Genomic DNA, 18484 nt, shown 5'->3' with positions numbered 1-18484 from the left:
AATTTAATTTTAATTCAAAAAATTTTTTTTCTAAAATATACCAAGTAATAAAGATAATCATTGTTAATTCTTCTAACTTTACAGGAAGATTTGTATAATAGCACATGTATATTAAAATATATGGAAAATATCTATTAATCATATTTGTTATCATATTTTATCCTTTTAATAATTTTTAGTTATTTTCTTAATATCTTGAACTCTTGATTTATTTGCTATTAAGATATTATTACCATTTTTTACAACTACCAAATTTTTTACTCCTAAAAGTGATACAATAATATCCTCGCCTATAACTATATTATCTGATGAATCAAGCTCTTTTACATCACAGTATCTAACAATGTTCCCTGCTTCATTTTTATCAAAAACCTCTTCTAATGAACTAAATGAACCTATATCATTCCATTCAATATCTACTGGTATAACTCTTATATTTTTAGAATACTCCATCACACCAAAATCTATTGATATCTTTTCAAACTTTTCAAAATCATTTCTCACTAAATTTGTAAGTTCTAATCCAGTTTTATTTTGTAAAAGTTTTCCTTTTATATCGTTAAATACCTCTGTATGCTCCTCCATTAAAACATCAAAATTTTTAAATATAGTTTCTGTTGTAAAGATAAATATCCCTGAGTTCCACAGATATTTTCCAGAAGCTATATAATTTTCTGCTGTTTCTAAATTTGGTTTTTCACGAAATCTTTTAACTTTATAAATTTCATTTAATTTTATTTTTTCATCTGTTTTTACCTCTATATACCCATACCCTGTTTCTGGTTTATTTGATTTTACTCCTAATGTCACAATCACCCCATTTTTTGAAGCTTCCTCTGCTGCTAACTTAATAATATCTCTAAATTCTTTCTCCTTCTTTATTAAATGATCTGAGGCTAAAACTACAACTTTTATTTTTTCTTTTTCTTTTAATATATCTTTAAACCTATTTTGAATAATTAGAGTTGAATACCCTATAGCAGCAGCTGTATCTTTAAATGCTGGTTCTATTATTATATTTTCTTTTGGTATATCTTTTAGTTCTTTTTTTATTAAATCAGCTTGTAATTCATTTGTAGCAATAAATATATTTTCTTTAGAAATTATCGGTAATATTCTATCAACAGTCTCTCTTATCATTGTTTTATCCGAAAATATATTTAAAAGTTGCTTAGGCTTCTCTGGAGTAGATAGTGGCCAAAATCTTTCCCCACTTCCTCCAGCCATTATTATTGCTGTCAACATATTTTTCTCCTTATATATATAATTTTTATAAAATTAAAACTTTACTTATATTTCAAATCATTTTATTTTTTATTATAAAATTTTACAAATAACTCTTTGTGAGTTAATATCTCTATATTTCTCCAACTATATTTTTTTAGCTCTTCTAATTGATTTTTTTTATTAAAATTTATTTTATCTGTATTTTCTAAAAGATATTTGAGTTCATCTCCACTATATGGATTAAACTTTTTTACTAGTTTTTCTGAAAATTCTTTTAAAGATCCACCTGTTGAACAATAAACTTTGCTTCCTTTTTCTATAGCTTCCAACACTGGCAATCCAAATCCCTCATATAAAGATGGAAAAATAAAAGCTTCACAATTTTTATATAACCAACTTAATTCTTGATCAGAAACAAAACCTAAACTTTTTATTCTAGAGTCATTAATTCGTAAATTATTATTATTACCTACTAAAACTAATTTATATTCTGTATTAGAAATTAAAAATGTATCTGCTAAAAATTTTAAATTTTTATTAGGTCTTGAATTTCCAACATATAAAAAAAACTTTAAACTTTTCAAACTTTCAATTTCTTTATCTTTCACAGATACAATATTTATTCCTTCTGGGATAACTATAGAATCATGTTCATATATTTTTTTCACATCTTCTTCAGTTGTTTTAGAAACCGATATGACTATATCTGAGTTTTTTAAAGACTTTTTTACAATAACATCATAATATTTAATACCCAAAAAGTTTATAAGTTTATTCTTTGAAAAAAATTCTGGAACTAATTTATACATTAAATCGTGAATCGTTGTTACATATTTTTTTTTTTCATCTTTAAAAAAACTATTACTATAGTATAAACTATGGTATACTTCAGCATCTATTCTTTCTAAAAATTTATGAAACTTAAAAAAATCAATTATATTAAAAGGTTTGAGTTCTGTCTTTATATATTCAAAAGGTTTTTCTTTTAAATCTTCATTTATAATAACTTCTATATTTTCATAACCATAATAATTTTGATAAATTTTTACTAATTCTCTCGAATATCTTGAAATTCCAGTTGGTTTATCTGATATTAATCTTCCATCTAATAATATTTTCACGATATTGCACTCCTTTTTCTATCAAATAACCAGCCCCATTTATTAAAATATTTTATTGCTGCTTTTAAATGAATTTTAGCCATTTTTCTATTTTTAAAAGACTCTTTTGCATGAGCATGAATAATCTCTACGTTAGGATAAAAAATTGTTTTATACTTTTCATGTATTCTTCTACTTAAATCAAAATCTTCCATATACATAAAATATCTTTCATCAAATAAACCCACCTTTTCAAATACTCTTGTTCTTATAAACATAAAGCATCCAGATAAAATCGGAACATTCATTATCTGATTATATTCTGTTTCTCTCATTTCATATTTTAAATTATTTTTCTCTATAATCGATTTAATTGGACAAAACTTTCTTAAAAAAAGATCTTTTGGACTGGGAATTCTTTTACATAAATATTGAATTTCACCATTGGGGTACCTTACCATAGGCATTATATTTCCAGTATTTTCATTTTTCTCCATATAAGAAAATAACTCTTCCAAAACTCCTCTTTTAAAATAGATATCTGGATTTAATATTAAGTGATAGTTCGATTTTTCTATCACTTTTTTTATTATTTGATTATGTCCCCAACCATATCCACCATTCTTATTATTAAAAATATAATTTACTCTTTCATCATCAAATTTTTTTATAAATTCTTTTAAATCATCAGTTGGTGAATTATCTGATATGTATAATTGAACATTTAAATCAGTATTTAAAAAACTCTCTATTGCTTTTTGTAGTTCATCTAATTTAGTGTTATAAGTTACTATACTACAAGTAATTTGATACATTTATATCCCCTTTCCAAATAATACTACCTTAACTGTTTTAAATAGTATCATTATATCTAATATAAAGTTTTGATGTTTTATATAATAAATATCATATTCTAACTTTTTTTTAGCATCCTCTAAACTAGCTCCATATGGATACATAACTTGGGCCCAACCTGTTAGTCCTGGTTTTACTGCATATCGTACCTTGTACATATTTATCTTTTTCTCGTAATCTCTTCCTAGTTCATTCCACTCTGGTCTTGGTCCCACAAAACTCATATCACCTTTTAATACATTAAATATCTGTGGCAACTCATCTAGTCTTGTTTTACGAATAAACTTTCCTACTGAGGTAATTCTATTATCCTTTTCACTGGCATATTTAGAGTGTTCGTTAGGATCATGTATTCTCATAGATCTGAATTTCACTATTTCAAACTCTTTTCCACCACTTCCAATACGCTTTTGCTTAAAAAATGCTGGATTGTTTAAAAAGTTTTTAGGATTATCTAGTTTTACAAGAAAATATGTAAATACCATAAATGGAGCTCCTACCAAAACTATTACGATTGACATGGCAATATCCAAAAATCTCTTTATTCTTTGCTCCACTCCCGAACTTAAAACTTCAAAACCTTTAGCTTTTATAACCCAATCTTTAGATAAACTATCTACATCTATTTTTCCTTCAACCTCTTGTAAAAAAGCCATAGAATCTTTTACTTTTACTCCTGACATCTTTAAATCAAAAATCTCATTTACAACCTGACTTGTCACCTCTATTGGATATATAACTTCACTTGGATTTATATCTTTAATCTTACTAATTTCATTTAAACTTACACAGCCTTCAAAGCAAAGTTTTTCATTTTTTTCAATTATAGATTCTAACTCTTCCTCTACTTTATCTGTAAGTAAAACAACTCTCTCAGTTGTACTAAACATTGAGTTATATACATATTTTGCAATATTTTGCATCAATGTATAAATTCCCCATCCAAATACTAATTTTGGATTTTGATAATAAACTGCCAAAATATAGAAAACAAATCCATTTATAACTCCAGATATTATAAATTCCCTATATCTATACTTTTTATTAAATGAAAAAGTATCAAATATATAATAGGAAAAAATCATAATCGGAAACAACGAATAAAATATTAGCGCTCTATCCAACTTAAAATTTTCTCTAATTATTTCAAATAGTAAGAATAGTAATATAGTATAAATTACTCTTCCTTTATTATTCTGACTATGTTTCATAGTCAATCCCTCCCTTAAATTTTCAGTGCCTCTACTATCTCTAGTTCTCCTGCTCTTTTAGCTGGAAAAACTCCAAATATTAGACCAACACCCATAGTAAGAACTAACGCTCCTACCAATTTTATAAAGTTAAAATATGGTGGTATTTTTAGTAAATTTCCAGCTAGGTAAGACACCGCCACTCCAAGGATTACTCCTATAACAGCTCCTAAAGTTATCACCACTGCTGCTTCTATTAAAAATATTTCCATTAAACTACCTTTATCCATCCCCATTGCTCTAAGTATCCCTATATATGATGTTCTCTCTCTTACTGCAGCAGCTATCAGATTTAAAATCCCAGCTCCACCAACAATTAAAGAAATAAAAGAGAGGATAAATAAACTTTTCCCTACAAAGCTTTTTATCCTCTCCACTTTTTTATAGACTGCTGGCGTTTCTAAAACACGCACCTGGTTGTAACTAAACCGAGACCTATTAAGCTCTCTTAGTACAACTGGTATATATTCCTCCCCGTCTTCATCTTGTGGAAAGGAGACTACTAAGCTATTGTAGCTCATCCTTCCAAAGATTCTTTCAAAAGTTTCGTCACTAACTATGACTCTATCGCCCATTTTCATAGTTTCAAATGGACTCTCCTCTTGATACAAATCCCTAATTGTAAATTTCCTTTTTCCTAACTCAGTTTCTAGCGCAATCTCTGCCCCCGCTTCTGCCTCTAAAAACTGTTGTTTATCTAAAACTACCTCATTTTCTTTAAGATTTGGTAATCCCATTGCACTTAAAGCTTTTTTACTATAACCTCTATAAAGTGTGTTCCCTATAAGTTTTCTCTTTTCAGGGAGAACTGCATACTCTACAAAAGGCATTTTTTCCATCAGCTCTAAATCTTTACTACTTAGTGATCCACCACCTACAAGAATTCTATTCCCTCCTATGGCAGATAGATCTTTATCTATAATATTTTTTGCTCCATCTCCTAGTGATAGAGTCATAACTAGAGACATTGCTCCAACTATAACTGCCATCAAAGGAAACGCTGCTCTTTCTAGATTTCCCTTTAAAAACCTAAATGCCATCCAAAACTTCATTAGATCACAGCCTTTACTCTTTCACCGTTACTAACTTTAAATGGATTTATCACAACCTCTGTTCCCAGTGGTAAGTTAAGCACTTCATAATCTGTAGAAGTTTTTGCTCCAATTTTTACCTCAGTTTTACGAACTCTTCCCTCATCCACTATGTAAACATAACTACGATCTCCCTCTTCTATTACAGAAAAAGATGATACAGTTGCTACACTACGACTACTTTCACTACTTATCTCAACATCAGTTATAAATCCAGGTTTCAAATCATTTGCTCCAGTGACTTTAACTTCAACCTCTATAACTTTATCATTTTTTCCACCTAAAACACTTTCACGAGCTACACTAGAAACTCTAGATACAACCCCTTCGTAGCATAAATCTCCACCAGATGATGAACTTCTCACTAGAGCTTTTTGGTTTTGTTTTACACTACTTGCTCCATACATTGGAACTTCAACTTTTACTATACTCTCACCCTTTGGTGAAATAGCTAAAAGTCTTTGTCCACTTAGCATATTGCTTCCCTCCGTTACATCTATTGCTGTAATAACTCCAGCTACTGGTGCTTCTAGAGGTTTTTTCAGTTGTTCAGCACGACGAACTAAAATCTCATTCATCAGTTGCAGTTTTTCTAAACTTGATTTTAACTTTGCTTCTTCAATTGCTAACTCTCTTGTTAAACTTTCAAAACTCACAGCTGACAGTTCAAACTTTTGTCTATTTAATTCTAAACTAGTTTTCAGATCCTCTAGTTCAACTATTTTTTTCTCAGCTTCATTTATAGCTTTATTCGCTTCTGTACTTGAAACTCCATCAGCAGCTAATAGTTTTTTATAAGCTTCAGCTTTCTCTTTTAAAGTTCTCGTCTCTGCTGTTAATACTGGAAGCCTTCTTTCATCTCCTCTTATCTTCTCCTCTAAGTTTCTCATCTCAAGTTTTCTGTTATCTAACTCTAACTTTAGCGATCCGCCATCAAGGTCAGCTATTCGAAGTTTTATATCTTTTATATCTAACTCATTTATTCTTAGCTCTTTATCATTTTCAATAACACTTTTAGAACTAAAAGTTAACAACTTATCTCCTGGTTCAACCTCTTGTCCCACTCTTGCCATTATAGATTCAACTAATACTGGAGCTTCTACATATACTGGTATAACCTCACCAGGTGCAACCATTCCTGCATAAAGTATTGAACTAGATAGATTTCCCATCTCAATTTTAGAGATTTTTACATCTTTTCCAGTTACCTTATCAACTAGAAGATATCCTCCAAGAGCTAGTACTGCTATTACAGCACCAATCATTATTCTATTTTTTTTCATATTTTACCCCTACTTATATAGATTCTCATACTCGATTACAGCTAAAACCAGTGATCTTTGAAGTTTATAAAAATCCTCCTCAGCTGTTCTCAGTTGATTTACTGAGTTTAAGTAGTCAAAAGTTGTAACTAACTCATTATCATATCTTAAGTTATCAATTTTCAAGTTTTCTCTCAGTAGTTCCACTCTTTTCTTTTGAGCTTCACTTTGTCCTGTAAGAGACTCTATCTCTCCAAGTTTATTTCTCATATCTAACTCTATCCCTTGGATATTATTGTCATATTTTATCTTAGCTTGATCCAATCTATACTCGCTTTGATCTACTGAATCTAAAGTTGCTCCCCAAGCAAAAGTATATCTAATTCCAATTTCAACTCTTCCCTCATTTACTGTTTCATACTTATTTGTATCTAAATTTTCCTCTTTAAACCTATGAGAGGGCTTAACATATAATATTGGATAAAGATCAGCTTTTGCAATTTTCAGATCATACTCAGCTAAATCAACCATTAAACTCTGTGTTTTACCTAAAGTTGTATTTCTTGGATCTTCAACTTTTTTTATTGTTCCCAATGATTTTAGATAATCCATTGCATTAAACTCATCTAATGTTATCTGTTTATCTAAATCATATCCAAGTAGTTGCATCAACGTTTCTTTAGAAGCTCTTTCTTTTTGAATATTTTCAAAGTTTATTGCTCTATTGTTTTCAATATCTGCTTCAACTTTTAAAACTTCAGATTTAGGAATCATCTTATTCTCTTTATATAATCCATCAAGTCTATTACGCTGTTTTTGTAGTGCTAATATTGTAAACTCTGTTATCTCACGCTGTTTTTTATAATTTAAAGCGGCAAAATATAAATTTACTCCAGCTTCCTGCCAAGAATATACAGCTAAATTTTGCTCTGCTTTAGATAGCTCCAATTCACTCTTAGATCTTTTATAAGTATTCATCATCTTTCCACCTTGAAAAAGTGGTATTGTAGCTTCTATTTTTTCAAATCCAAATCCTTCATTTTTAGCTGTTTCCCAGTCATTTTCGCTCTCTATAGTTACTGGGGGTAAAATAAGATTTCTAAACGCTTTCTTTTTCCCCTTCTCTTTTATCTTCACATCTAACTCTTTAACTCTAACCTCAGGGTTATCACTTTCAACTCTTTTAAGAATTGCTTCTAATCCAAGCCCCTGGGCATAAGCCCCTAAAGAAAGAATTAAAAACCCTGCTAATAGGTTGCTTTTTCTCATTCCCCTTATCCTCCTTTTGAATTTCCCTATAACTTCGCTTCTCTATTCCATGAGCATCGCTACCTAAAAAATCAATATATCTCTCTTTTTGTAACCTAACTATATGTTTAGGTTTTTCTCCCCCTATATTGCTCTGAAGTTTAGCTCCAAGTTTTTTTAGTCTCATAAGGTCACTTCCCCTAAAGTTACTATACCTTTCCACATGAGCTAAAATCGGTACAAATCCTGCTTTTAAAACTTTTTTTATTAAGTTTTCACCTGTTGGCACCGATGTTAAAGGTGAAAACTCTACCAGAAGAACATTTTCCCACAATACGTTAAATTTTTTCTCTTTTAAAACTGCATCTATATTTTCATCTAAGTAAACTTCATTCCCTTTATGAAGTTTTACTCCAAGTCCTAACTCTTCACATTTTGCTTTTAAAATCTCATAATTTTTATCATAATTTTTATTACAAAATCTTCCCTTGTTATAGTGAGCTGTGAGATAAAATTCATTAAATCCAATTTTTTTAGCATCCCTAATCATCTCAATAGATTCTTCTAATGTTTTTGCTCCATCATCAACTCCAAACAACAAGTGAGTATGGATATCTACCATCTTTTCCCCTTTTGGTCCCCACTTAGCTGTCTCTTATAGTCTCTTTTTAGTTTTTCAATAAATCCTTTAAATCCTTTTTGAGGTTTGTATGCTCTAGCGAGAGCCTCTCCCTCTTCTGTATAATAATCCTTATAGTATGAATAGTTGTTGTTATAGTACCCATAGTTTCCATATGACAATCCATTTTTATCAACTTTATTTACCACAAATCCATATATATTTGCTTTAGCATTATTTAACATAGTTTTTCCAAACTCTAACTCACGCTTAGCAACTTGATCATAAGCTACAACATATACAACTCCGTCACAATGTTTTGAAAGTATTGCTGCATCACTTGCAATAATAAGTGGCGGTGTATCAAGTACTACTGTATTGTACTCACCTTTTAAATCTTTTAACAAAGCTTTCATTTTATCCCCTAAAAAAAGTTCTGTTACATTGTGAGCTACGTTTCTAGTAGGTAGTATGTCTAAATTTTTTTCAACATCTTTTAAAATTACATTTTCTACTTCACACTCTCCAGCTAATACTGACTCTAGCCCCTTATCAAAGGAAACTCCAAAACTCTCATGAGCTCTAGGTCTTCTAATATCACAATCCACCAATAAAACTTTTTTACCAGTTATAGCTATACTCATTGCATAGTTAGAAGCTATTGTACTCTTTCCCTCTTTAGGTGCAGTACTTGTAACTAAAACTGTTCTTGCTACCTCTTTTTCATTTAAAAAGTGTAAATTTGTTCTAATAACTCTAAGTGCTTCATTCATCTCATGATTATTAGCATCTTTAAAAAATATCTGTCTTTTACTTCTGTCCATCATTTCCTCCATTTACTAGAGAAAGATTAAAATCTGGAACCATTCCTAGCATACTTGTTCCTAAAATTTTCTCTATATCTTTTGGTTTACGCAGTTTACAGAAGAAAAACTCAACTATAAATGCTGTCATACATCCCATCATAATTGAAAGTACAAATGATATGGCAACTATTAGTGCACGTTTTTTAGGCAATGCTTCTCTTGGAACCTCTGCTGGCTCAACAACTTTTATATTTTGAAAGTTCATAACCTCACGAACTTTTAACATAAACTCATTTCCAATCTCATTTACTACAGCTGCAGCAAGTCCTGGATCTGAATTTTTATATGTCAGTTGAAGCAGCTCTGTGTCTTCTACAGGAGCAATTGTTACACTATTTTGTAAACCTTTTAATGTTGTATCTAAATCGTATTTTTTAATAACATTTTTTAAAATTATATTGCTTTTTGCAATCTCTGCATAAGTTGTAGCTAACTTTTGATTTACTGATAGCTCTCCACCATCTAGTGAACTTGCACTAAAATTTCTTCCACTTGATACCATCATTGTCATCTCAGCTTTATATACAGTTGGTCTAGTAGCAGCAAAGAAAATTCCAAGTCCAAATATAGGTAGTGCTATTAGTGTTATTAACTTCCATCTTCTAAGAAGTGTAAAAACAAGATCCATCAGATCTAATTCCTCTTCATCCTCATAAAAATCCTCTTCGTAAAAATCCTCTTTTTTTCTCATTCTTCTCCCCATACTTAATAAATTTACTATAATTAAGCTATCATGCTTTTTATCTAAAATACTTTATTTTGCATGTATTTTGTATTTTTAATACATGATTCTTTAATTTTTGAACATAAACTTTCATAAAAAAAAGCTGTTTCTCTGAACAGCTTTTCACTTTAATTATTAATAATTATTTATGTGTTGCTTTCAGTGTTACTTAATTTTCTATTGCTATTTTATTATTTATAAGTGTATGGCGTATTTTGAGAACTTGTTAAAGTTACTGATCCTACGTGAGCGGCTGTGTGCGCAATTGCTGCTGTTCCAGCTGAAGAGCTCACTCCTCCACCTCCACTTTCTCCTCCACTTACTATTGAAGAATCTCCCATTCCAAAAGCTGCTAGAAAAGAATCTCCTTTTGATAGCGTTACTCCTGCTGGAGCCTCTGTTGAACTTGCTGCTGTACTCTCTGCTACTGCACCTTCATCTTCAGATGTAGTCTCTTCATCTACTGCATATGTTAACGATGTTGTCATCATTAATATTCCTAAAATTAATAATAATTTTTTCATTTTAACCTCCCTAATTAAAATACATAAGCTGCTGCAATTGATCCAATAGCTGCTACTTTATCATTTGGTCCCTGCTCAGTTAAGTTTGTTGCTCCTAAACTAAGTGAGATTGGATAATCAGGAAATGGTACCACTCCTATTCCAGCTGTTAAAATATTACTTGTATAATCTACAATCACACTTAATTGTGGAATTAAGTAAAATGCAACTGCTCCAAATCCATCTATTTTATCTTTTCTATCATTTTCTCTGTTTATATCTGCATATGAGTTATTTCCAAATCCAACAGTAATAGCTGTAGGAATTAAATCATGTCCCCATAACTTTGTTGCAGCTAAGTAGAAACTTGGGTCTTGATTATCTCCATCTAACTTACTTGCATGCCATAAATCAAGTCCTGTCATACCAGCTGATAATCCAATTCCTGATTTTTTAAAATGATGTCCTACATTTAAGTTTAAGTTTCCTCTATTAAAAGATCCACCATCTCTTGGGTCAACACTTCCTATTCCCAATGAAACAGATCCTCCAATTTTCTCAGCATCTCCAAATCCCATTCCAAAAGCTAGTGCTCCATCAGTATCACTACTATCTCTTCTTCCAGAAAGTCCTGCAAAAGCTACTCCATATGATGAAACAAGTCCTGAAGGTGCTCCTAAAGAAAATCCTGGCAACGTTGCCATCTCATGAAAATTATCTGCTAAATATAGTAGAGGCTTATCTGTAGCCTTCTCTTTTTTTGCAAAAACCGCTGTTGTTTCCGCAGTTAATGATGATAATTCATTAGCAAAAAGTGCTGAACTTAATAGCATTGATCCTAGTAAAACTTTTTTCATCATATCCCTCCCATTTCTTCACAAAAAGTGAAAACTTTTATATTTAAATGTAGTATACTTTATGTATTACATTTTTTTCTACTTGAAATTTTTTTATTTTTTTATAACTTTTTTTCAAAAGCGTTTGACTTCTGAACTTTTTCACTTTATAATAAACTTGAAATTCATTTTCAAAGAGGGGGAAAAAATTGTGGCAATTACAATTTGTTCAAAACATTTAAGAGTTTTAAGTCTCTTAAGTTTCACAGAGGGAAACAACTTAGATTTCTTAGAGGATTTTTTAGATCTTTCAAAAGCTAATTTAAATGTATATCTTAAAGATCTTTATAACTCTATTCCAAATTGCAATAAAACAAATAAGATTGATTTAATGATAAAAGAGATCTTAAAATTTGATGATCTTTTTTCTACACTAAAACAACAACAGGTCATTTCAAAACCTGAAAGGGTGTTTTTTTTAACTTTAAAACTTCTTATAAAAGGGTGTCTTAATTTGGAAACACTTTCTAAAAAACTAGATGTTTCTAGACGTACTGTAAATGGAGATTTAACTGATATCAAAAAGGATTTAGAAAGCTTTCAATTAATTATTGAAAGTCACACTGGTAAAGGTGTATTTTTAACAGGGGATAATATCAATAGAAAAAGAGCACTTTCATGTTATCTGTATAAATATCTAGTTGAAGAGCGATATCTTCCTCATATTTTTACAGATTACTTTTACTCTTTATTTCACAACAGTGAAATTGACATTTTTTTATGCAATGATATTGAAAAATTTTTAACACTTTCTAATATGGATAACTTTTTCTGCAACCGTGAATTGCTTAAAGCTTTTTACATAAGTTTTAAATATTTAGATGACTTAGGAAATAACTATGACAACACTTTAGAGCATGTTTTAAAAGACCGTTCTGTTTTCAAATTTTATTTTTCTAAATTTTTTTCAGAGCATGATTTAAACTCATTTTATGATATTCTACACTCTTCACTTTTTAAAGATATTGATTTTAATGAGATTCCATATTTTTTAAATATTTTAAAAATCTGTACTGGTAATTTTCCAGAAGAAACTATATATTTTAAAGATCATCTTGTCTCTTGGAATGCAGCTAGTAAGACAGTCTTAAATAGAGTCTTAACATCTAAAGAGGAAAACGCCTTAAAAAATATAATTCTTAGAGTTGGATTTTCTAGTAAACAAAAACACTATATTCCTGTTCAAGAGTTTCTTTTTTTAATCTAAATATAGAAAAGGAAGTTATTGATAAGTGTATTGCACTTTTTAAGGAGTTAAAAAAATACTACTGGAACTTATCTTTTAATGATATCATCTCTATGTTTTTTATATTAAACTGTATAAAAGATGATAAAAAAGAGGTTATAGTTGTTTATAAAAATGTTCCAAGATATATTGTTGAAAATCTCAAGGACAAACTAGAGCACAAATACAATATTTATATAAAAGATTTTGTTAGTGTTCCTATTTTTGAAAACTATAAAAAAAATAACTCTGTAAAAACTGTAGGGGTTTTCACAGAGCTAGATATTAATTGTAATGATCTAGAAGTTATTAACTTAGATCTTAATTTTTAATTTTTCTGTTTTACTAAGATAGCAGGAGTATTTTCTAATGCTCCTGTTTCTATATTTATTAGTGGAAATTGAATTGATGAGTCCACTAACTCTAATTTTTTATTACTATTTGTTATAAGGTTTCTTTCAGATGCTACTAAATTTTTTACTTCATCAGATTTAAAGTACACTCTTTCTAAAAGAAGTTGAACTGCTGCCAGTCCAGTATTTAATCTTCTTTCAACATTTTCAAAACCTATTCCTCTTCCTCTAAGTTCCATTAAAAATGATAAACTTCCTCTAAGTCCATAGGCATTTCTAGCTAATGCACAATCTGAAGTCGCTCTATAAAGAGTTAAAGGTTGACCATTTTTTGGTTTTATAAAAGGGTTATAATAGTAATCTATTGGATATCCACTTTTCCCCATCTCATCCTTTAATAAAATTATAAGATGTCGTGAATAATCATTTAAATTCTTTGGATAGTTTGGATTTGTTGGACTCAATGTCAGCATATCATAATATGGTAGTGCTCCTCCACTAATTATATCTGAATATGAATCTTTATCTGCTATATATTCATGTAGATCCACAAAAACCTCTGGATTAAATAGATCATACATATTACTTACTGATGTTGCTTCTATTGTATAGAAATTCTGATGATCATCATTTATATCAATATTTTTTCTTGCAACTCTTGTAAATTTTGCTGCTCCATCTGGGTTTATTCTTGGCATAATAACTATATTTACTCTATCAAGAAGATAGTTCATTCCACCTTGAGCTATTCTTTTAATAGTTCCCATTAAAACATCACAACCCATAGGTTCATCTCCATGTTGCTGTGCTATTAACATAACTGTTGGTTTCCCATTAGATGTATTTTTAAATGTTAGCTCTTTTCCCTTTGAGAATACAAAAACTGGTAAGTAGTTGTTATCTTTAGTTGGTCCTAAAAGATTTACCACTGTACTACTATTTTTTGTATGAATAGCACCTAAATAGTCAAGCATCTCCCTTTGAGTTGTAAAAGTACTTCGACCTGGAGCTATTGAAGGTGTCGATACAACTAAAGGTGTCGATGGAAAAAACTTTTTTACTGTAGCTGGTTCTTTATAATCAATTCCTGGAAAAGCAAAGAGGTAGTTTACTATTACAAAAAAATAGATTAATATTTTCATGATACCCCCATTAAAAGTCTTTTTTTATAACATTACCATAAACTTCTAATAGTTCCTTTATTAATTTTTCACTATTTACTACTTCACTATTCCTATTTACAATCTCTAATAGTGTTTTTAAACTTATCACTCTATTCTTCTCGTTTTCCATATATGTTCTAATCTCTTTAGCTATATGAAAAATCTCATTTTCAGTTAGTTTTTCAGGAAGATATTTTTCATCTTTAGAGTAGCTTTCAACTAAACTAAAAAACTCATCTCTCTCTCCAAACTCTTTTATACTAAAGTTGTTTCTTAATCTATATATAGCTGGGATTAAATAACCTAAAAGTTTTGAATGTAGCTCTTTATAATCCAGTGAATCACTAAAAGTTTTTTCCAGTAGCGTCGTCAATCCAAGCAGATATTTTTCAACACTCTCTTTTAACTCCTCTATATTTTCAGTCACTCCACCACTAATAAAATACTCTGTTATATGAACTAACTCATAACTCAGATCTGTATCTAAATATTTTCCTAAACTATCTTTTGCAATTTCATAGTGAGAGGTATTAACTAAAAACTCATAATTAGCTTTTCTATTTATAATATGTCCCTCTTTTACTCTTTCTAAAGAAACATATAGAAATATCTTCATAAGTTTTACAAAGTCCTCTTTAAACTCCACTGAAAATTTTCGTCCAATATCTAGAATAACTATTTCTAACTCTTTTAACATCTCATCATCTATATTTTGAAAAATATAGTTTAAATCTAAAGGGGTTATCTCTAAATTACAATACTCTAAATACTTTAAAGCTTTTAAGTGTCTTAGCTTTTTCTCATTTCCAACAATGGAAAATCTATTTTTTTCAGATTCTAACTTTAAACTATATCTTTTCAAATTTTCATTTAAAAACTCTATATCTTTTTTCAGAGTAGCCCTTGTTATCTCTAACTTTTCCTCTATAAAACTTAGTCTCACATCTTTTACAAAAAGAAAGGTCATAAGTATAAACTCTGCCCTTTCCTCCTGCTCTAATGTATAGTAACTTTTATAAACCTCTTTATAAAATCTATCTAACTCACTCTCACTCAAATGAATTAGCAATTTTTTTCTATCTTTTTCTATCCATTTATCCAATATTTTTTTTAGATAAAAATTTAGATTATCAATTATATATCTTAGATTTCTCTCACTTGTTTCCATTTGAAAAAGAATCTCATCCACTGTTTTTCCAGCATTTACTAGCTTTAAAACTTCTAACTCTTTTCTTTTTAAACTCATATCATCACCTAAGATATTATAACTTTCTTATCTCACTTTTTCAATAGCTCTTTTAATACCTTCAACTGCTATTTTTACTTTTGAAAGTGGACACCCCACATTTAAACGGATTCTATCTTTATCACCATAAGCCTCTCCAGACATAATAGCCACTTTTCCATCCTCAATAAGTGATTTTTTAAATCTATCCATATCTATATTACAATCTTTTAGATCTATCCACATAAGATATGTTCCCTCAGGTATTAAAGCTCTAACTCCGTGAAATCCATTTAACTCTTTCTCTACATATTCACAGTTTTTAGTTAGATAACTATTTAACTCATCCACCCAGTATCCACAACTATTATATGCAACCATTGTTGATAACACTCCAAAAATTGTTGGAGATGATAGTGAGTCTACCTCCTTTAAGTGAGTTACAAACTTTTCTCTAATATCATCTTGAGGTATTATTGCATATGAACCTCCAAAAGCTGGTGTATTAAAAGTTTTTGATGCTGAACTTACAATTAAACATCTTTTCGTATCTATTTTTAATACTGGAGTTACCTCTCTTCTAGCTATATCCATATGAATATCATCTGAAATTAGAATAACATCATACTTTTCACACAAATATATAAGTTCCTTTAACTCCTCATATTTCCAAACCTTTCCAACTGGATTTTCAGGATTACAAAGTAAAAATGCCTTAACTCCACTTTTAAATCCCTCTTCTATTATAGAAAAATCTGTATGAAACTCTCCACTCTCATCCTCTTTTAAAGTTACCTCAAAAAGGTTATAAGGTTTTAAGATTTTTGTAAATCCATCATATCTTGGAGTGTGAGTCATCACTTTTCCATCTTTTCCAACTAACTCCTCTAATAGGGTAGAGATACTATAGATTACATTTGGTGAATACACAACCCAATCACTATTTATATCTGTAGAGTATCTTGTTTTATACCAATTTTTTATAGCACTTTTATAATCTTCATGATTCCAACGAGAGTATCCAAAAATTCCATGAGCTGTTCTTTCTACTATTGCATCTAAAATCTCTTGAGGACATTTGAAATCTGTATCAGAGATAGAAAACGGAGTCAAATCCTTTGTTCCAGGTCCAAATCTATCCTCTATATAATCCCACTGAGTACAGTAAGTTCCTTTTCTATTTATAATTTCATCAAAATTCATACATCCTCCTAAAATCTTCTAAATAAAAGGGGGGATTGTTTCCCCCCGAATTTTATTACATTAACTTTTGTAACTGTTTCTTTAATACTTGAACTTTTGGTCCAATTATAACTTGTACATTTGTATCATTTAGTTTTACTACGTTTACTGCACCTGCTGCTTTAACAGCTTCTACATCTATCTTATTTGCATCTTTAACTACAAGTCTAAGTCTTGTTATACAGTTATCTAAACTTACAATGTTCTCTTTTCCACCTAAAGCTTCTAACATAACTTTAGCTGTATATCCAGCAATATCTCCACTATCAACAGCTTCTTTTGCTTGAGCTGAGTTATCTCTTCCTGGAGTTGGGATATCATATTTTACAATATACCATTTAAATACGAAGTAGTAAATTAGGAACCATACAATTCCAACTGGAATTACGTAGAACCATTTTGTCCAGAATCCTTGGAACACTCCAAATACTAGGAAGTCAATTATGTTTCCATCAGTGTTTCCAATAACTACTTTTAAAAGTCCCATTACCATAAATCCAAGTCCAGTCATAATTGCGTGGAACACATAAAGAACTGGTGCTATAAATAGGAATATAAATTCGATTGGTTCAGTTATTCCACCAACTGCTGATGCTACAACTGCTGATATCAAAAGTCCTTTGATCTTTTTTCTATTCTCTAAGTATGCTGATTTATATATTGCTAAAGCTGCTCCTGCAAGTCCAAACATAAATGTTGGCATCTTACCTTGAGATAAGAACTTTGTTGCTTCTGGAGATACAAACTCTGCTCCCTGTGCAAACTGATTATAAAATATATTTAATGCTCCGTGAATTGTTTCTCCAGCTGCAGTTACATAAGTTCCTCCAGCTTCAGTGAATCTTATTGTTGCAACTAAGATATGGTGAAGTCCAAATGGAAGAAGTAATCTCTCTCCAGCTCCAAATAGGAATGGTCCAAATGGTCCAGCTCCATGAATCGCTGCTCCAACTTTATTTATTCCAGCTGCAAAGAAAGGCCATACCATTGGTACTGCAAGTCCTACTACTGACATTATTAAAACTGTTGCAATAGCTACAAATCTTGTTCCTCCAAAGAATGAAAAAGCATCTGGTAACTCAACGTTTTGGAACTTCTCGTGGATAAAGAAAACTATAACTCCACAGATTAATGCTCCTAATGCTCCTGTATCGATACTTTGAATTCCCATTACCATCTTTGTATCTACAACTTTTAAAAGTCCTGTTTCATTTAAGTAAAAGTTTGTTCCAAGTTGCATTGCAATATAACCCATAAGTCCTGCAAAAGCTGCAATCTCTTTATTCTCTCTAGCCATTCCCAGTGGAATTGCTACAGCAAACATAAGTGGTAAAAATGAAAAGGCAACTAAACTTATCTTTATCATAAAGTTAAATATACCTTGTAAGAAACTATTTCCTAAAAACGGAAACATCTCTATTGTTGTTCCACCTGTAAAGGCAGCACCTATTCCAAGTAAAATTCCCATTGCTGCTAGTAAAGCTACTGGCAACATAAATGTTTTTCCTAAGCTCTGGAAAAACTCCCATGCACTTATTCTATTTTTGGTAGTCATTTGACACACTCCCCTTAAAACTTTTTTTATATCACAAATTGTACATATAAAAACACTTTTGTTCAATTCATAATCTTTTT

Annotated in this window: 18 protein-coding genes; 2 read left to right on the top strand and 16 right to left on the bottom strand. The window is 30.1% G+C overall.

What is annotated here, in order from left to right:
• Window positions 1–165: 165 nt before the first annotated feature.
• From HMPREF0202_RS13750 to HMPREF0202_RS13695, 12 genes are all read right to left on the bottom strand, one after another.
• The gene (locus HMPREF0202_RS13750; RefSeq protein ID WP_023051331.1) at window positions 166–1245 is read right to left on the bottom strand and encodes a mannose-1-phosphate guanylyltransferase; all 1080 of its coding nucleotides are present in this window, start codon (window positions 1243–1245) and stop codon (window positions 166–168) included.
• Between the two features lie 62 nt (window positions 1246–1307).
• On the bottom strand, window positions 1308–2348 hold the full coding sequence (locus HMPREF0202_RS13745) for a glycosyltransferase family 4 protein (RefSeq protein WP_023051330.1): 1041 nt from the start codon (window positions 2346–2348) through the stop codon (window positions 1308–1310).
• Entirely contained in the window at window positions 2345–3142 is a 798-nt protein-coding gene (locus HMPREF0202_RS13740) for a glycosyltransferase family 2 protein (RefSeq protein WP_023051329.1), read from the bottom strand. The genes HMPREF0202_RS13745 and HMPREF0202_RS13740 overlap by 4 nt, the downstream gene beginning before the upstream one ends.
• Window positions 3143–4393, bottom strand: a complete 1251-nt coding sequence (locus HMPREF0202_RS13735; RefSeq protein WP_023051328.1) for a sugar transferase — start codon at window positions 4391–4393, stop codon at window positions 3143–3145.
• A gap of 14 nt (window positions 4394–4407) precedes the next feature.
• On the bottom strand, window positions 4408–5484 hold the full coding sequence (locus HMPREF0202_RS13730; protein WP_023051327.1) for an ABC transporter permease: 1077 nt from the start codon (window positions 5482–5484) through the stop codon (window positions 4408–4410).
• Window positions 5484–6806 (bottom strand): efflux RND transporter periplasmic adaptor subunit, encoded by a 1323-nt coding sequence (locus tag HMPREF0202_RS13725; protein WP_023051326.1) that lies wholly within the window; start codon window positions 6804–6806, stop codon window positions 5484–5486. Before HMPREF0202_RS13725 ends, HMPREF0202_RS13730 begins: the two co-directional genes overlap by 1 nt.
• Before the next feature lie 9 nt (window positions 6807–6815).
• Window positions 6816–8054 (bottom strand): TolC family protein, encoded by a 1239-nt coding sequence (locus tag HMPREF0202_RS13720; protein WP_023051325.1) that lies wholly within the window; start codon window positions 8052–8054, stop codon window positions 6816–6818.
• Window positions 7969–8655 (bottom strand): CpsB/CapC family capsule biosynthesis tyrosine phosphatase, encoded by a 687-nt coding sequence (locus HMPREF0202_RS13715; protein ID WP_023051324.1) that lies wholly within the window; start codon window positions 8653–8655, stop codon window positions 7969–7971. Before HMPREF0202_RS13715 ends, HMPREF0202_RS13720 begins: the two co-directional genes overlap by 86 nt.
• Complete coding sequence (locus HMPREF0202_RS13710; RefSeq protein ID WP_051364181.1) at window positions 8649–9476, bottom strand: CpsD/CapB family tyrosine-protein kinase; 828 nt, start codon at window positions 9474–9476, stop codon at window positions 8649–8651. The genes HMPREF0202_RS13715 and HMPREF0202_RS13710 overlap by 7 nt, the downstream gene beginning before the upstream one ends.
• Window positions 9463–10209 carry a YveK family protein gene (locus tag HMPREF0202_RS13705; RefSeq protein ID WP_040407628.1) on the bottom strand — a complete coding sequence of 249 codons (747 nt, stop codon included), beginning with the start codon at window positions 10207–10209 and terminating at the stop codon, window positions 9463–9465. Before HMPREF0202_RS13705 ends, HMPREF0202_RS13710 begins: the two co-directional genes overlap by 14 nt.
• A gap of 224 nt (window positions 10210–10433) precedes the next feature.
• Window positions 10434–10766 (bottom strand): hypothetical protein, encoded by a 333-nt coding sequence (locus tag HMPREF0202_RS13700; RefSeq protein ID WP_023051321.1) that lies wholly within the window; start codon window positions 10764–10766, stop codon window positions 10434–10436.
• A 14-nt stretch (window positions 10767–10780) separates the two neighbouring features.
• Window positions 10781–11602 carry a hypothetical protein gene (locus HMPREF0202_RS13695; RefSeq protein WP_023051320.1) on the bottom strand — a complete coding sequence of 274 codons (822 nt, stop codon included), beginning with the start codon at window positions 11600–11602 and terminating at the stop codon, window positions 10781–10783.
• A 190-nt stretch (window positions 11603–11792) separates the two neighbouring features.
• On the opposite strand from HMPREF0202_RS13695, the gene HMPREF0202_RS13690 reads away from it, so the two are divergent.
• Both HMPREF0202_RS13690 and HMPREF0202_RS13685 read left to right on the top strand, forming a co-directional pair.
• Window positions 11793–12848 carry an HTH domain-containing protein gene (locus HMPREF0202_RS13690; RefSeq protein ID WP_040407626.1) on the top strand — a complete coding sequence of 352 codons (1056 nt, stop codon included), beginning with the start codon at window positions 11793–11795 and terminating at the stop codon, window positions 12846–12848.
• A 92-nt stretch (window positions 12849–12940) separates the two neighbouring features.
• Window positions 12941–13198 carry a hypothetical protein gene (locus HMPREF0202_RS13685; RefSeq protein ID WP_023051318.1) on the top strand — a complete coding sequence of 86 codons (258 nt, stop codon included), beginning with the start codon at window positions 12941–12943 and terminating at the stop codon, window positions 13196–13198.
• Here HMPREF0202_RS13685 and HMPREF0202_RS13680 read toward each other — a convergent pair.
• The 4 genes from HMPREF0202_RS13680 to malX are packed head-to-tail and all read right to left on the bottom strand — an operon-like array spanning window position 13195 to window position 18404.
• Entirely contained in the window at window positions 13195–14361 is a 1167-nt protein-coding gene (locus HMPREF0202_RS13680; RefSeq protein ID WP_023051317.1) for a M14 family zinc carboxypeptidase, read from the bottom strand. The genes HMPREF0202_RS13685 and HMPREF0202_RS13680 overlap by 4 nt on opposite strands.
• 10 nt (window positions 14362–14371) lie before the next feature.
• The gene (locus tag HMPREF0202_RS13675; RefSeq protein ID WP_023051316.1) at window positions 14372–15628 is read right to left on the bottom strand and encodes a helix-turn-helix domain-containing protein; all 1257 of its coding nucleotides are present in this window, start codon (window positions 15626–15628) and stop codon (window positions 14372–14374) included.
• Window positions 15629–15655: 27 nt separating this feature from the next.
• The gene (locus HMPREF0202_RS13670) at window positions 15656–16810 is read right to left on the bottom strand and encodes a MalY/PatB family protein (protein WP_023051315.1); all 1155 of its coding nucleotides are present in this window, start codon (window positions 16808–16810) and stop codon (window positions 15656–15658) included.
• Window positions 16811–16865: 55 nt separating this feature from the next.
• Window positions 16866–18404: a maltose/glucose-specific PTS transporter subunit IIBC gene (gene malX, locus HMPREF0202_RS13665; protein WP_023051314.1), complete on the bottom strand. Its 1539-nt coding sequence runs from the start codon at window positions 18402–18404 to the stop codon at window positions 16866–16868.
• Window positions 18405–18484: the final 80 nt, after the last annotated feature.

This window comes from Cetobacterium somerae ATCC BAA-474, assembly GCF_000479045.1.
Classification (GTDB): domain Bacteria; phylum Fusobacteriota; class Fusobacteriia; order Fusobacteriales; family Fusobacteriaceae; genus Cetobacterium_A; species Cetobacterium_A somerae.
The sequence above is the reverse complement of the archived record's forward strand: the minus strand, read 5'-3'. Positions and strand labels throughout refer to the sequence as shown.